Source organism: Desulfocicer niacini (assembly GCF_054657595.1).
This window is the reverse complement of record NZ_BAAHYK010000044.1, coordinates 1-16,160: the sequence shown is the minus strand read 5'-3', so window position 1 is coordinate 16,160 and position 16,160 is coordinate 1. Positions and strand designations below refer to the sequence as shown.

At 48.9% G+C, this 16,160-nt stretch carries 13 protein-coding genes; 8 read left to right on the top strand and 5 right to left on the bottom strand.

All coding sequences use genetic code 11. From position 1 onward, the window contains the following. The first annotated feature begins 82 nt into the window (after window positions 1–82). From ACYQ2M_RS19770 to aat, 5 genes are all read left to right on the top strand, one after another. Complete coding sequence (locus ACYQ2M_RS19770) at window positions 83–1,186, top strand: peptidoglycan DD-metalloendopeptidase family protein (protein WP_459918104.1); 1,104 nt, start codon at window positions 83–85, stop codon at window positions 1,184–1,186. A gap of 106 nt (window positions 1,187–1,292) precedes the next feature. Next, window positions 1,293–3,815, top strand: coding sequence for a preprotein translocase subunit SecA (gene secA, locus ACYQ2M_RS19765; protein ID WP_459918103.1), 2,523 nt, complete (start codon window positions 1,293–1,295; stop codon window positions 3,813–3,815). A 7-nt stretch (window positions 3,816–3,822) separates the two neighbouring features. Beyond that, window positions 3,823–4,137 (top strand): ATP-dependent Clp protease adapter ClpS, encoded by a 315-nt coding sequence (gene clpS, locus ACYQ2M_RS19760; RefSeq protein ID WP_459918102.1) that lies wholly within the window; start codon window positions 3,823–3,825, stop codon window positions 4,135–4,137. Between the two features lie 2 nt (window positions 4,138–4,139). Next, window positions 4,140–6,389 carry an ATP-dependent Clp protease ATP-binding subunit ClpA gene (gene clpA, locus ACYQ2M_RS19755; protein WP_459918101.1) on the top strand — a complete coding sequence of 750 codons (2,250 nt, stop codon included), beginning with the start codon at window positions 4,140–4,142 and terminating at the stop codon, window positions 6,387–6,389. Then, complete coding sequence (gene aat / locus ACYQ2M_RS19750) at window positions 6,390–7,082, top strand: leucyl/phenylalanyl-tRNA--protein transferase (RefSeq protein WP_459918100.1); 693 nt, start codon at window positions 6,390–6,392, stop codon at window positions 7,080–7,082. Window positions 7,083–7,113: 31 nt separating this feature from the next. On the opposite strand, the gene ACYQ2M_RS19745 is transcribed toward aat, so the two are convergent. The 3 genes from ACYQ2M_RS19745 to ACYQ2M_RS19735 form a co-directional block, all read right to left on the bottom strand. Next, on the bottom strand, window positions 7,114–7,641 hold the full coding sequence (locus ACYQ2M_RS19745; RefSeq protein ID WP_459918099.1) for a universal stress protein: 528 nt from the start codon (window positions 7,639–7,641) through the stop codon (window positions 7,114–7,116). A gap of 143 nt (window positions 7,642–7,784) precedes the next feature. After that, on the bottom strand, window positions 7,785–9,515 hold the full coding sequence (locus tag ACYQ2M_RS19740) for a TRAP transporter permease (RefSeq protein ID WP_459918098.1): 1,731 nt from the start codon (window positions 9,513–9,515) through the stop codon (window positions 7,785–7,787). Window positions 9,516–9,639: 124 nt separating this feature from the next. After that, the gene (locus tag ACYQ2M_RS19735; protein ID WP_459918097.1) at window positions 9,640–10,614 is read right to left on the bottom strand and encodes a TAXI family TRAP transporter solute-binding subunit; all 975 of its coding nucleotides are present in this window, start codon (window positions 10,612–10,614) and stop codon (window positions 9,640–9,642) included. A gap of 322 nt (window positions 10,615–10,936) precedes the next feature. Here ACYQ2M_RS19735 and ACYQ2M_RS19730 point away from each other — a divergent pair, with 322 nt between their 5' ends. Beyond that, complete coding sequence (locus tag ACYQ2M_RS19730) at window positions 10,937–11,944, top strand: DctP family TRAP transporter solute-binding subunit (protein WP_459918096.1); 1,008 nt, start codon at window positions 10,937–10,939, stop codon at window positions 11,942–11,944. A 106-nt stretch (window positions 11,945–12,050) separates the two neighbouring features. Here the strand turns inward: ACYQ2M_RS19730 and ACYQ2M_RS19725 are convergent, their stop codons facing one another. Both ACYQ2M_RS19725 and ACYQ2M_RS19720 read right to left on the bottom strand, forming a co-directional pair. Beyond that, the gene (locus ACYQ2M_RS19725; RefSeq protein ID WP_459918095.1) at window positions 12,051–12,665 is read right to left on the bottom strand and encodes a hypothetical protein; all 615 of its coding nucleotides are present in this window, start codon (window positions 12,663–12,665) and stop codon (window positions 12,051–12,053) included. Beyond that, window positions 12,614–13,036, bottom strand: coding sequence for a hypothetical protein (locus ACYQ2M_RS19720; protein WP_459918094.1), 423 nt, complete (start codon window positions 13,034–13,036; stop codon window positions 12,614–12,616). The genes ACYQ2M_RS19725 and ACYQ2M_RS19720 overlap by 52 nt, the downstream gene beginning before the upstream one ends. 403 nt (window positions 13,037–13,439) lie before the next feature. Between ACYQ2M_RS19720 and pstC the strand changes: the two genes are divergently transcribed. Both pstC and pstA read left to right on the top strand, forming a co-directional pair. After that, window positions 13,440–14,828, top strand: a complete 1,389-nt coding sequence (gene pstC, locus ACYQ2M_RS19715; RefSeq protein ID WP_459918093.1) for a phosphate ABC transporter permease subunit PstC — start codon at window positions 13,440–13,442, stop codon at window positions 14,826–14,828. Continuing rightward, window positions 14,821–16,160: phosphate ABC transporter permease PstA (pstA, locus tag ACYQ2M_RS19710; protein ID WP_459918092.1), on the top strand; the 1,340-nt coding region annotated here is incomplete at its 3' end. The genes pstC and pstA, both read left to right, overlap by 8 nt.

Sequence of the window (16,160 nt, the reverse complement as noted above, 5' to 3'; positions counted from 1 at the left end):
CCGGAACGGGTGACCGTTGGGAGAACTCTGCTGTCGACCTCAGCAGTATCCCCCAATATTGAAAAAACCCCTGGAATCCAATATGAGCCTCCATAGACAATTCAAGATATGCACACAATACCGCATTGTTTGCCACCACGGAGAGGCCCTGCTTAAAAAATTAAAACCCCTGTTTTCCATGCACTTACCCCGTCCGCAACTTCCGGTTATCCTCAGCTTGCTTGTGGTAATACTAGTTGTATGTTGTGTGCATCAGCACAGACAATTGAATCAAATGACGGCCATCACCACTCGTCTGCAACACTCCATTCACAGACAACATGACACCCTCCAGGAACAGGAAAACAAAATCATGCTCCAGCAGATAAAAGCCCGGGATCAGTCACAAGAATTCATGGAACTGACCCGACGCAACCAAACCATGTCAGCTCAGGTAAAACAAATGAGCCTGGAAACCGCCCGACTTAGAGCCCTTGGAAAAGAACTTAGGCATCTTGCCCATCTGAACACACCTTTTACCTCCCCGGAGCCTTCCCAAACCGTCATGACAGGAATGGGGGGCACCTCCCGGGAGCCTACGCCCTTGCTTTGCCTGTCCGTTGATTTGCCCTCCCATGGACTGGACCAGGAAATGGATTCCCTGCAAAAGGCAATAGCACTTAACCGGCAGCAACTGAGCCTTGGCATTGATAATTTCAACGTCCTTAAAAATGATCTAAAGATCAATAATGATATCCGGGCACGGACCCCTGCCATCCAGCCGGCTCCGGGGATTGTCAGCTGCAAATTTGGGAAACGGATATCACCTTTCTCAAACAAACCCGAGTTTCACACAGGCATAGATATCGCCAACAGGAAAGGTACCCCGGTGGTGGCCTCGGCCCGGGGCACCGTGATATTTGCCCGAAAAAAATGGCTCATAGGCAACCTTGTCGTTATTGATCACGGCAACGGTATCGTCACCAAATACGGGCATCTTGATAAAATTCTGGTAAAGAAAGAAGATCAGGTAAACCGCGGAGACACAATTGGTCTCATGGGCAATACCGGAAAAAGTACAGGCCCCCATGTCCACTATGAAGTCCTTGTGAAAGGTGAATCCCAGGACCCGTCCCGGTACTTTTCCACTGAAATGGCCACGACCGATGCATCAAATAGCCTTAAACAAAAAGACAAAACTCAATAAGGCATTACGTTGAACCCTCTAAAAAAAATATTTCATTTTTTTCAATTCGTGCTTATATATTGTTAATACATAAATTTTTTTCAACTTTTTAAGGTAATTTATCGACATGGTTTTCAGTTTACTCACCAGAATATTCGGCTCCAGCAACGATCGGGCAATAAAAAAACTTCTACCCTTGGTGGAAAAAATAAATGCACTGGAATCGGATTTCCAGCAGCTTGAAGATGTGGAACTAACCGGAAAGACCGTTGAATTTCAGAACCGGTATCAGGGAGGGGAAACTCTTGATGAGCTGCTGCCCGAAGCCTTTGCCCTGGTGCGGGAAGCCTCCTGGCGCAAGCTCAACATGCGTCACTTTGATGTCCAGCTCATCGGCGGCATTGCCCTGCACCAGGGAATTATCGCAGAAATGAAAACCGGAGAGGGAAAGACCCTCATGTCCACCCTGCCCGCTTATCTCAATGCCCTGTCCGGAAAAGGCGTTCATGTGGTAACGGTAAATGATTATCTTGCCAAGCGTGATGCCGAGTGGATGGGTGAAATATACAGTTTTCTTGGCATGAAAGTTGGCGTTATCATCCATGACATGAATGACAAAGAAAGAAAAAAGGCCTATAACGCGGACATCACCTATGGTACCAACAACGAGTTCGGATTTGATTATCTCCGGGACAACATGAAGTTTGACCGGGAATCTCTGGCCCAGCGGGAACTTAATTTTGCCATTGTGGATGAGGTGGACAGTATTCTCATTGATGAGGCCAGAACACCTCTGATCATCTCCGGGCCTGCGGAAAAATCCACCCACCTGTACCAGCAGGCGGATACCATCATGCCGGCCTTTAAAAGGGAAGAAGATTATACCATTGATGAAGAGGCCAAAAGTGTCATGCTCACCGAAGCCGGTGTGGCCAAGGGCGAAAAACTTTTGGGGGTGGAAAACCTCTATGACCCCGGCAACATTGAGACCCTTCACCATCTGACACAGGCCTTAAAGGCCCACACTCTGTTCAAGCGGGATGTGGACTATATCGTAAAAAACGACGAGGTGGTCATTGTGGACGAGTTCACCGGCAGACTCATGGCCGGAAGACGTTATAGTGAAGGGCTTCACCAGGCCCTGGAAGCCAAGGAAAAGGTAAAAATAGCCAATGAAAACCAGACCCTTGCCGCCATCACCTTTCAGAATTTTTTCCGCATGTACGATAAGCTGAGCGGCATGACCGGCACAGCCGAAACCGAAGCCGTTGAATTTAAGAAAATTTACAATCTGGATGTTCTGGTGATTCCCACCCATCGTCCCATGATACGAAAGGATTTTCCCGACGTCATTTATAAAACCCAGACGGAAAAATACAATGCCGCCATACAGGAAATCATCCGGCTGAATCGAAAGGGTCAGCCGGTGCTGGTGGGAACCATATCCATAGATGTATCCGAAGATCTTAGTAAAAAACTTAAAAAAATGGGAGTGAAGCACACTGTCTTAAATGCCAAGCACCACCAGGCTGAGGCCGAAATTGTGGCCAATGCTGGTCAGAGGGGGGCTGTCACCATCTCCACCAACATGGCAGGCCGTGGAACGGATATTGTCCTTGGCGAGGGTGTTAAAGAGCTGGGGGGACTTCATATTCTGGGCACCTCACGCCACGAATCCCGGCGAATAGACAACCAGCTCCGGGGCCGGTCCGGCCGCCAGGGGGATGAAGGTTCTTCCCGGTTTTATCTCTCCCTTGAAGATGATCTGCTACGAATCTTCGGCGGAGAACGGATCACCGCCATCATGGATCGCATGGGCATTGACGAAGGCGAACCCATTGAGCACAAACTTATCAGCCGGGCCATTGAAAACGCCCAGTCCAAGGTGGAAGGTCACAACTTTGAAATCAGAAAGCAGCTCATTGAATATGATGACGTGATGAATCAGCAGCGGGAGGTGATCTACCGCCAGCGGCGCCAGGCATTACAGGAAGGAGATCTCAAATCTGAAATCATTGAAATGATCGAAGAAAAAGTCTTTGACATCATGGATCGCTTTAAGGAAGACAAGTTGCCCATGGAAGAATGGGACTGGAAGGGTATCGCCGATGCCGTAAAGCGCCAGTTTGATTTTAAAATCAACCCGGAGACCATCACGGCCCAGGCAGCAGATGCCAATGAAGGTGCCCGGCTTATTTCTGACCAGGCCCTGGCACTGTATGCCACCAAAGAGGCCATGATCGGGGAAGAAGACGCCCGGCAGCTGGAGCGCTACATCATGCTTCAGACCGTGGACACCCTGTGGAAAGAGCACCTCCTAAACATGGATCATCTCAAGGAAGGCATCGGGCTTAGAAGTTATGCCCAGCAGAATCCCTTGATTATCTATAAAAAAGAAGGCTATGAAATGTTCCAGGGCCTCATTGAGCGGATTCGGGAAGAAACCCTGGGCATTTTGTTCAGAATTCAGATAGCCCCTTCCGCAGAGGTACCTGTCATGAAGAAACCCGAAAACGATAATCTGATCCTGTCCGGCTCGGACAAATCTCTGCCTCGACAACCGGTGAAACGATCCCAGGCAAAGATAGGCAGAAATGATCTCTGCAATTGCGGCAGCGGTAAAAAATACAAAAAATGCTGTGGAGCGTGATGTACAAATGAGTATTACCAATCCGGAAATCCGGGAAGAAATCACATCAGATGCCTCGCACAGGGAAAAAGAACCCCCCATGTACAAGGTGTTTCTGCACAACGATGACTATACCACCATGGATTTTGTTGTGGAAATTTTAATGACAATTTTTGGAAAATCCCTTGATAAAGCAACCCGGATAATGCTTAATATTCATGAACAAGGGATGGGACTTTGCGGCGTATATACCCATGGGGTTGCAGAAACAAAAGTCACCACGGTACACAACCTTGCAAGGGAGCAGGGATTTCCCTTAAAAAGCACAATGGAGAAGGAGTAGCCATGATAAGCAAAGAATTGAGCGCAACATTGGGTGCGGCAGTCAAAGAGGCCAAAAAGAGACGGCACGAATATGTCTGTGTGGAGCACGTCCTCTATGCCATCCTGACACATGGCAAAGGTGCTGAAACAGTAAAAGAATGCGGGGGAAACCCAGAAAATATAAAAAGGAATCTGGATATCTTTTTTAAGGAAAAAATGGCTGCCATGGACGATGAAAAAGAGTATGTCCTCCAGCAGACCATTGGATTCCAGCGCATGATCCAGCGAGCCATCAACCATGCCCGATCCGCTGAAAAAGCAGAAGTAAATTTAGGAGATATCCTGGCATCCATTTTCCAGGAAAAAGACTCCCATGCCGCCTTTTACCTGGAAGCAGAAGGCATTAGCCGCCTGGATGTCCTCAACTATATATCCCACAGTGCAGGCCCCACCACCCCTCCCCCGGGCCCAGGCCTTGATCCCATCCGACCGACACCCAGGCCCGGTCAGAAAACCAAAAAAGAAGGTCCCCTGGAACTTTTCACCATTGATCTTCTAAAAAAAGCGGCGAAGGGAAAAATTGACCCCCTCATCGGTCGTGAGAATGAAACGGACAGAGCCCTTCAGGTGCTGTGTCGAAGACGGAAAAACAACCCGGTATTCGTGGGGGACCCCGGTGTGGGAAAAACCGCTCTGGCAGAAGGTCTTGCCCTGAAGGCATTTCAGGATGAAGTTCCACCGTTTCTCAAGGATGCTGAAATGTTTGCCCTGGACATGGGGGCACTGCTGGCAGGCACCAAGTACCGAGGCGATTTTGAACAGCGGTTAAAGGATGTCATCACAGCCCTGGAAAACAAGGAAAACGCCCTGTTATTCATTGATGAAATCCACACAGTGGTGGGGGCCGGTGCAACCAGCAGCGGTTCCATGGATGCATCCAATATTTTAAAACCGGCCCTGACCACCGGCAGCATCCGATGCGTGGGGTCCACCACCTATGAAGAGTACAAAAATTATTTCGAAAAGGACCGGGCACTTTCCCGGCGGTTTGAAAAAATTGAAGTTCCGGAACCCAGTGTGGATGAAACCATTGAGATCTTAAAGGGTCTCAAGGGATGCTACGAGGAACACCATGGGCTTACCTACACCGATGAGGCCCTGGAAGCTGCGGCTCGCCTTTCAGCCAAACACATCAACGACCGGTTTCTTCCGGACAAGGCCATTGACGTCATTGACGAGACCGGGTCCCTGATTCGCCTGTCCGACAATGCCCGGCGCAAAAACATTCTGGTGGGAGACATTGAAAAAACCGTTGCCAAAATGGCCCGGATCCCTGCCACCAGCGTCACCGCAACGGACAAATTAAACCTTGAAAATCTGGATAAAAAACTATCCCATGTGATTTTCGGCCAGGACACTGCCATTGCAACCCTTGCCACTGCCATCAAACGCTCCAGGGCCGGACTTTCAGCCCCGGACCGCCCCATTGGCTCCTTTCTTTTCACCGGACCCACTGGGGTGGGCAAAACGGAAGTGGCACGACAGCTGGCCTTTCACATGGGGGTGAAGTTTCTACGGTTTGACATGAGCGAATACATGGAAAAACATGCGGTGTCACGACTAATTGGTGCCCCTCCAGGTTATGTTGGATTTGAGCAGGGTGGTATCCTCACAGACAATATCCGCAAAAACCCCCATTCGGTGCTGTTACTGGATGAAATTGAAAAGGCCCACCAGGATCTATTTAATATTTTGCTCCAGGTCATGGACTATGCCACCTTGACGGACAACAACGGCAAATCAGCTGATTTCAGAAACGTGGTGATCATCATGACTTCCAATGCCGGGGCAAGGGACATGACTGCCAACACCATTGGATTCGGAGATCAGGTACAAGATGTAAAAGCCAAGGGCTCCCGGGCCATTGAACGCACCTTCAGCCCCGAATTCAGAAATCGTCTGGATTCCATGATCCAGTTCAACGCCTTGTCCCATGAGGTCATGGAACTAATTGTGGACAAGGGAATGAAGGCACTAAGAGAGCTGTTAAAGCCCAAAAACGTTACCTTAAAGTACAACGCCAAAGTCAGATCCTGGCTGGCCCGGGAAGGTTATGATCCCAAGTTTGGTGCCCGTCCCCTGGATCGGGTAATCCAGACCCGTATTAAAGACAATCTCACAGATGAGATCCTGTTTGGTCAGCTGGAAAAGGGTGGCACCGTCTCCCTGGGCATTCGCAACAACGAAATTTCCTTTAATTATAAAAAATAAATGCCGGTTTTCAGATTATCGGAGGCCCTTGTTTTCCCCCCGCCCCACCTGGCACGGGAAGACGGACTGCTGTGTGTGGGGGGGGATCTGTCCCCCCAGCGCCTGATCCTGGCCTATCAGAATGGTATTTTTCCCTGGTTTTCCCATGGAGAGCCCCTTTTGTGGTGGTCCCCGGACCCCAGAATGGTGCTGTTTCCCCGCAACATCAATATCTCCCGAAGCCTTAAAAAATGCATAAGGAAAGGCCAGTTCACCATCACCATGGACACCTGTTTCAGGGAAGTCATCACGGCATGTGCAGATTCGCGCACACGGAAAGGTGAAGAGACCTGGCTGGTGGACGGCATGATCCCGGCTTACATCCATCTCCACGAAATGGGCCTGGCCCATTCCGTGGAAACCTGGCAGAACAAAGTTCTTGTGGGGGGGCTTTACGGGATTTCATTGGGACGCACCTTTTTTGGGGAATCCATGTTTTCCTTTGTGAGCAATAGCTCCAAAGTGGCCCTGGCCGCCCTATGTCATCATCTGACGGCCCTGAAATTTGATCTCATTGACTGCCAGGTGGCCACCACACATCTTGCATCCATGGGGGCTGTGGATATTCCAAGAAGCCTGTTCATACAAAAACTTACCAGATCTTTAAACAAGAAACCCATCAAGGGCCAATGGACCTTTGACGGGTTTTTTTGAACAGTATCGCTGTAGTGGTAAATATCAAGGTTTAATCTTCATCGGGAAGACGCACCACCAGCACAGGCACATGGGAGCGTCGAAGCACACGCTTGGTGATACTGCCCATCATCACATCGGCAAGGGTGGAGTGTCCCCGGCTTCCCATGACAATAAGATCACAGTTTCGCTCTTTACTCTGCTTTAAAATCTCTTTCACCGGGTTGCCCCGCTCAATGATGATCTCATCGGCAAGGCTGGTTTCATTATCCTTGCGAACATCCTGGGAAAATTGATCCAGCACGTCCCGGATGAGCACATGATCCCGCTTTTTTGCAATCAGGGACTCCCGGGTCTCATTATAATGGGTACTTTTAATCTCATCCCATTTTTCCTGCTTGATATATCCGGAAACATTGGCTTCCATAATGTTCTGTTCTTCGGGCATGACATGCAGGATGGTAATCTTTGCCTGGTAAAGATCCGCAAGGCTCACGGCATAGGCAAAGGCATACCGGGCATTGTCCGACAGATCTGTGGGATACAAAATATTGGATACATTTACTTGGGGTAACTTCATTTTAACCTCTTATGATGGAGATGGGTAGTGGGCAGCCCACTGCTTTTAAATTAAAAAAGTACTTTACACCTTCTTGAAATAATTTCCACAAAATAAGGAAATCTGTTCGGGAAGCGTAAAGTACTTTTGAAGTGTTATGATGATCAGGCAGCTTTCTTCCGAAACATTCCTTTGACGTAATCGATCCAGATAAAGCTGAAAAACCAGGAATAGGCCCAGGTACCCAAGACGATGAAGATAAAGGCCTTGGTGATATCCATGGTGGAACCGTCCAGGGAAAATCCAGGGACATAACCGAAAAGAAGCGGCCCCAGATACAGGAACTTGGCAAATTTAAAGGCGGTGAAGGCTGTCTTCCACATGTTTGCCTTGGCAATGGTAGCCCCGGCAAAGGCGGCAATGCACACCGGCGGCGTGATATTGGAATCCTGGGAAAGCCAGTACACGATCATGTGGGCGGCAAGTTCGTTGACCCCGAGATGGGTCAGAGCCGGTACGGCCACAACGGCGGTGATAAGGTAGGCGGCTGTAACCGGAACCCCCATTCCCAATACCAGGGAGGCCATGGCCACCATGATGATGGTCATTAAAAGAGATCCGCCAGCAAGTTCAATCATGATATCGGCAAAGGTCAGCACCAGGCCGGAGAAGGTCAACACACCAATGATGATACCGATAATTCCCACGGTGGCACCCACCTTGAGGCTGTTTTCAGTTCCCTCACGGGAAGCTTCAACAAACTCCTTGAACCCCATGCGGGTATCCTTTCTCACCCAGCTGATGGCAATGCAGGAAATAAGACCGATGATGGCGGAATATCCCGGGGAAAAACCCGTTAGCATAAAGACGGTAATCAGCACCAGGGGAAGAATATAGAACCATTCCTGTTTAAAAATTTCCATGGCGCTGTGTTCGGATTTTTCGCCCACAATGTTGAAACGCTTGGCTTCGTAGTGCACCATGACAAAAACGGAAAAAAAATACATGAAAGCGGGAAAAATGGCCACTAGCATGATTCTGGAATAGGGAAGACCGGTGAGTTCTGCCATGATAAATCCCCCGGCACCCATAATGGGGGGCATGAACATGCCGCCAATGGAGGCAGCCGGCTCAATGGCACCGGCCACATGGGGTTTAAATCCGGCTTTTTTCATCATGGGGATGGTGAATGCCCCGGTGGAAACGGTATTGGCAATGGCACTGCCGGAAATGGACCCGAAAAGACCACTGGCAATAACAGATACCTTGGCGGGACCTCCCAGCTTATGACCCACAGCCGCCAGGGGCCAGTCAATAAAGAATCGCTGGGCACCGCATTTTTCCAGAAAGGCACCAAAAAGCACAAATAAAATCACATAGGTGGCAAGCACATTGGCCATGATGCCAAACACGCCGTCACTCTTATAAAAAATACTGGTACAAAGTTCTGTGAAAGGTGCACCCGCATGGGAAATCAAATCCGGGGCCTTATATCCATACACCCCGTAAAACAGCATAATAACACCGATGAAAACAAACACGTTTCCCACCACCCGACGGGCCAGTTCAATACCGATCAAAACACCCACAATGGCCACCATCATGTCAAACTGGGTCTCGGCACCGGTGCGGTAATTGATGGCTTCAAAATTCAAAATCCAATAGCCCACGCAGAAAATGGATAACAGTATTAACAAATAATCCACAATTCGCATAATGGTGGATTTGGATTTATAAAGCAAAAAAATGAGGATATAGGTGATGATAACATAGATGCCCCTGTGATACTGAGTGGATGCCGGCTGTATGACCGCGGCATAGGAATAAAACAGCACAAGAATCACCGAACAGACATCAAATACTATTTTTTCAAATCGATTTAATTTTTCGTACACTGTTGGCCGCCTGTTGTTATGGTTCTTTTTTAAGTTTAAAGAAACCGGCTGGTAGGATTGAGTGGGGCGGTGCAGACGATACCGTCATCATAACCATCTCATCTGCACCATGGAGAATTATGAATTATAAGAGACCTTTTTCTTTCCAAAATTTTTCAGCACCGGGGTGAAGGGGAGTAACGATTCCCTTAATACCGGTTTTAACGGCCATTTCTTTAAATGTTTTTTTCTGGCTGATCATATGTTTAAGACCTTCGTCGCTGTAAATGATGGAAAGCATTTCATACACGACATCGGGGGAAACATCGGCGTTGGCAACCCACAGAGCAGAGTCCTGGAAGGAAGGAGAATCATAGTCAGCACCCTTGTAAGTACCGGCGGGGATAACAAGTTTTGAAAAATAAGGATATTCCTTGAAAAATCCAGCAGCTTCGGCATCGGCTCCCAGATTGACCAAATCAATGTCATTGGTCTGGGCCGCCATGATAACAGCACCACTTGGGAATGCGGTAAACAGCCAGAAAGCGTCCAGCTGATTGTTTCCAAAGGCCTGGGCCGCATCATTGTAACCCATGGCATTTCTTTCAATTTTATCCCAGACGCCCATGTAGGAAAAGAAAAGTTCACAATTGGCAAAGGCACCGGAACCGGCATTACCCACGCCCACTTTTTTACCCACAAGGTCTTTTACGCTTTTAATGCCGGAACCGGCACGGACAACCAGCTGACCTGGCGCACCATAAAGATAGGATACGGCCTTGACATTCTCATATACCGTGGTGTCATTTTTCATCTTACCTTTGCTGCCCAGCCATACATGACCAGAATAGACAACGCTCATGTGCTGCCGCCCGGCATTGGTTTTTCTTAAATTTTCCACGGATCCGGCTGAGGACTGGGCCTGTACTTTGAAGTTTTCGGCAGCTTTAATGGGCTTAAAAACCTGAATGGCATTGGCCACCACCTGGAAAGTACCACCGGCAGGACCACCACCAAAAATTATTCTTTCTTTTTTTGCAAAGGCGGATGCTGAAAAAATCAGTGACATGGCAAAAAAAAGACAGATTCCCGTGATAAGAGCAAGGTGTTTACTTTTCATGAAATTCTCCTTGAGTTAATATGTAATGGGTTGTGTAAATGGATCTTGTTGGAAAATGCTGCATGTTATTTTTTTAACAGCGCCATGGTGAAAGATCAATGCGTGTATTTCTGATTATCATGTAGGTATTTTTCTTACATAGACATATAGCACACTGAAATAAAACAATATTATTGTATTTGTAGGTTTTTTACCTACATCACAATCCGAAATTCTCTTATTGCCTCAAAAATGCCTTGATTGTAAAATCCGAATCACCATTTTATTTCATGGTGGGGTTCAAAGCCTCGTCGCAGGAATCAATGATAAAAGGGAGGCAGGAGTGAAGATAAAATATGGGTTTTTCTTATTAGCGCTGATGATGGCGGGTATACTGGGCAGATCCATGGCATCAGATGCCCCCATTGTCATCCGTTTTTCCCATGTGGTGAGCGAAAACACTCCCAAAGGCTGGGGAGCAAAGGAATTTGCCCGGCGCGTCAACCAGGAACTCCATGGAAAAGTGCGAGTGGATGTATTTCCCAATGGAACACTTTACCAGGACAATCAGGCCATTGAAGCACTGGCTGCCGGTGATCTTGAAATGGCAGCACCCTCTTCTGCCAAATTCATGGGAATGGTTCCCGCCCTGCAGCTGTTTGACATGCCCTTTCTCTTTTCCGACATCCATTCGGTGCATGCCACCATTGACGGTGTCATCGGACAGGAAATGAAGGATATTTTTCTGCACCGCCGCCTTGGTATCCGCCTTTTGACCTTCTGGGACAATGCCTTTAAACAGTTCACCTGTAATGTCACCCCCCTTTTGTCCCCCGATGATTTCAAGGGACTTAAATTCAGAATCATGAGTTCCGACGTTCTGGAATCCCAGATGACATCCCTGGGAGCTTCGGGAATCCGCCTGCCTTTCCAGGAGGTGTATGATGCCCTTGAGCGGGGAATTGTGGATGGGCAGGAAAATACGGCATCAAACATCTACACAGGTAACTTTCATAAGGTACAGCGGTACATGACCTTTTCAGATCATGGATATCTGGGATATGTGGTGATCATTAATGATGCTTTCTGGAACACGCTGCCCAGAATGATCCAGAAAAAACTGAACACCATTCTGGATGAAGTGACACAGGATGTGAGACAAAAAGCCCGGGAACTTGATATCAAGCAGTCGGCAATGATCAGATCCTATGCCGCGACCCATGGTCAGCCGGTAATAACAGTGCTCAACGCAGCCCAGAAAAAAGGAATCCAAAAGGCCATGGGACCTGTTTACCAAAAATTTTCCAGCATTGTACCGGAGCGCTGGATATCCACCATCACAAAGATGTAACTCCTCAGTAGCCTTTTTTCAATATCGCAGAGAAGGGTGGTTGATAAAACAGGATAATACACGGGTATTCCCTCAAAAGGACTTGACACTTGTCAAGCCTCAAAAGTCATCCGGCTTTCAGGAATTTCACCTTTTTGTCACGGGCTGGGTTATCCATGGGATAAAATGAAGAGTCATATACCAGTGCTGGTGATTTAAACAGGGATTTTTGATTCACCACGGATCCATTCCGAGTTACCGGTGCCGGAATGGTCATGGATTCCAAGGAGGAATCTGCTGCCCCATTGATCGTGGACTCAAGCAGACGTTTTTCAGCCCCCCTTCCCCCCACAAGCACAGCCATGCTGCCAAGCATCTGCTGCATCTTAAATGCCTGCTGCCGCAACAGTTCCGATGCATATGCCGATTCTTCAGCAGCCGATGCATTATGGTGAACCACCCGGCTCATCTGCTCCACCTCCAGGTTTACCCGTTCAACATCATTTGCCTGGGTCAGGGATGTTTCTGAAATGCCTCTCAATAACAGTCCCACCTGGGTGGCAGACGCAATCACCTCCTTAAATGTCTCCTGGGCCTGGGTCACCACTGTGGCCCCATCCTGAATATCCTGGGCAACGGCCATAAACTCCCCTTTCTCCTGGGTGACAGCGACACTCCACTGCTTAATTTTTACCGGGGCAAATCCGGCAACCTTGTCATTTGACTTAAAGATATAATCCAATTATCCAGGGCCTCAATGTTTTTCAACAAACTCTCATTGACCCGTTTTGCGGTGAGTTCATCTATTCCCATACCGCCATAAAACCGAATATCCATACCGCCAAAACTGCTGTAACTGGTGGCCATGGCCTGGGAAATGAGCCTTTGTTCTTTTAAAAAACGTTCCACGGACTGGGCCAGCCCATCTGCAATGCGCAGGGACTGAGTGACGGCCACCTGTTCCATGGCTCCGGTGGATTTGATACAGGAAATATACCCCATCACCACAAGCGGAATCATGACCAGAAAAGATGCCCCGATAACCATTTTTGCTTTCAATCCCAGCCTTGCATTCAATTTGGAAATTACGGACCTCTGCGTGAAAGAAATCATGTTTTGCTCCTGAATAATTCATTGAGATATAGGCAAACTTCAAAAAGATATCATTGGGCGAACAATACATTCAAAATATTAGAAACTGATTAAAATGGAATTAAAAGTGAATGGATCATTTATCCATATTAAATTTCAATTAAAACAGTAAAGATACTCGGTTTATAATCAAAGTCGTAAGGGGAAAGCGCCCAACGAGTATCGTCGGTTTTTTTGGCTGCTTACCCATGACGTTCAAGGCAGCCCTGCCGGAAAAACTGAGAACAGAAAAATTCCTCCCCCTAACAAAATTATAACATTCCCCTAAACGTTAACTAATGCTAAACAGGTATATACCCAACTGACGTGAATTGATGGTCCTCTAAAAAATGAGTGACCATGAAACCATAAAGTGGGGACTGTTTTGACACCATTTAATCTGATCATTGTACTGCTGCTGCTCTCCGCGGCAGGATTCTATTTTGGAAAGCGCCAGGCGTTTTCCGTTTCCCAAACCCAGGGCGGACCGGCATCCCTGCACTCCCGTCCAGCATATTATGGCACCCTGGCCGCCCTGTGGTGTGCCATACCTGCTTTAATTATATTTTCACTCTGGATGATAATTGAGCCGGGCATCATCATTAAACTTGTGGTATCCCAGCTGCCCCAGGAGATACAGACCCTTCCTGCAGATCGACTGAACCTGATCATCAACGACATCGGCAACCTGGTCAATGGCAACATCGTCTCCGGAGAAGTAAATGGCGTGATGCAGGTGGCAGCAGATCACTATCATCACCTTAGAGGAATAAGCCGTGCAGCCCTGTGGGTCATTGTACTGGTGATGGCCATGGGGGGAACCCTTGGCGTATGGAAACTGATTTCTCCTGATTTACGGGCCAGAAATCATGTGGAAAAAGTGGTGCAGGTGCTGCTCATAGGCTGTTCCGCCGTTGCCATCCTCACCACCATCGGCATCGTGCTTTCAGTGCTGTATGAAGCCCTTCGATTTTTCAAAACCATCCCCCTGACGGAATTTCTTTTCGGCCTGGAATGGAGTCCCCAGATGGCCATCCGGGCCGACCAGGTGGGGTCATCCGGTGCCTTTGGGGCCATACCGGTTTTTACAGGCACCCTCATGGTCTCAGCCATTGCCATGTTTGTGGCCGTTCCCATCGGACTTATGTCAGCCATTTACCTCTCTGAGTATGCCAATCGTCGCGCACGGGCAGTGGTGAAGCCGCTGCTGGAAATCCTGGCTGGTATCCCCACAGTGGTGTACGGGTTCTTTGCCGCCCTGGTGGTGGCTCCCCTGATTCGCAATGCCGGTGCCAGCATGGGTGTCACCGTCTCTTCGGAAAGTGCCCTGGCCGCGGGGCTTGTCATGGGAATCATGATTATTCCTTTTGTCTCTTCCCTTTCCGATGACGTCATCAATGCCGTTCCCCAGTCCCTGCGGGACGGTGCCTACGGCCTTGGCTCCACCCACTCGGAAACCATCCGCCAGGTGGTAATTCCGGCGGCCCTTCCCGGTATTGTGGGGGGAGTGTTGCTGGCAGTTTCCCGGGCCATCGGAGAGACCATGATCGTGGTCATGGCCGCCGGACTTTCGGCAAACCTCACCGCCAACCCATTAAAAACCGTCACCACAGTTACCGTACAGATAGTAACCCTGCTGGTGGGTGATCAGGAATTTGACAGTCCCAAAACCCTGGCTGCCTTTGCTCTGGGGCTGTTGCTGTTTGTGGTGACCTTGATACTGAATGTCATTGCCTTATACGTTGTGCGAAAATACAGGGAGCAATATGAGTAATCAAATCACATCAACGGTGAGAGACCAGGGGGTTATTCCTGGTCAAGAATCAAAAGAAACTCGCCCCACCAAAACAGCGGACAACACTACGAAAAAACCATCAGGGGCAACAGGCCATGGGGATGCGCTGCATCGTTCACCTGCCCAGACCGCTGAAATCGTTCAAAAGGGGCTGGCCCGAAGATACCATTCGGAAAAACGGTTTCGATTGTTGGGTATTTCAGCCATACTGCTGAGCCTGACGTTTCTGTCCATTTTATTTATTTCCATTTTCAGCAACGGGTACACGGCATTCAAGCAGACGGTGGTACAGATAGATGCATTTCTGAACCCGGAAGAGCTGGATATGGATCACCTGGAGCAGGCCGATTACCAGGGCATGATTAAGGCATCATTGAGGACCATGTTCCCGACGGTGCAAAAGCGACGGGACAAGAAACAATTGTATGGCATGATCAGCTCAGGGGCAGCCTTTCAATTGATGGATTATGTCCAGGAACACCCGGAGGATATCGGCAAAACCATTCAATTGTGGGTACCGGCAGACGATGACGTGGACATGCTGATGAAGGGGCATATAAAAAGAGATGGGCTCGAGGTGAACCGACGGCTCAATGACATGCAACTCTCCTGGGTGGACCGGCTCATGGAGCAGGAACGGATCAGAAAACGGTTTAATGTGGATTTTTTCACCTCGGGTGATTCCCGCGAACCCGAACTTGCCGGTATCTGGGGTGCCACCTGCGGTTCCTTTTACACGCTGATGATCACGCTGTTACTCTCTTTTCCCATGGGGGTGGGGGCGGCCATTTACCTTGAAGAGTTTGCCCCTAAAAATCGCTGGACCGATGTGATTGAGGTCAATATCAACAATCTGGCGGCAGTACCCTCCATTGTATTCGGGTTGCTGGGGCTGGCCATGTTCCTTAATTTATTCGGACTGCCCCGATCTGCTCCCCTGGTGGGGGGGCTGGTGCTGACCCTCATGACGCTGCCCACCATCATCATTGCCGGACGGGCTGCCCTCAAATCGGTGCCCCCCTCCATCCGGGAAGCGGCCCTTGGCATCGGGGCATCCAAAACCCAGATGGTCACCCACCACGTACTGCCCCTGGCCATGCCCGGCATGCTCACTGGTACCATCATCGGCATGGCCCAGGCACTGGGAGAAACAGCGCCATTGCTGATGATCGGCATGGTGGCATTTATCGTGGACATCCCCGGCGGGTTCACCGATCCCTCAACGGTACTGCCGGTACAGATTTTTTTGTGGGCCGACAGCCCCGAGCGGGCGTTTCTTGAAAAAACATCAGCAGCAATAATGGTTTTGTT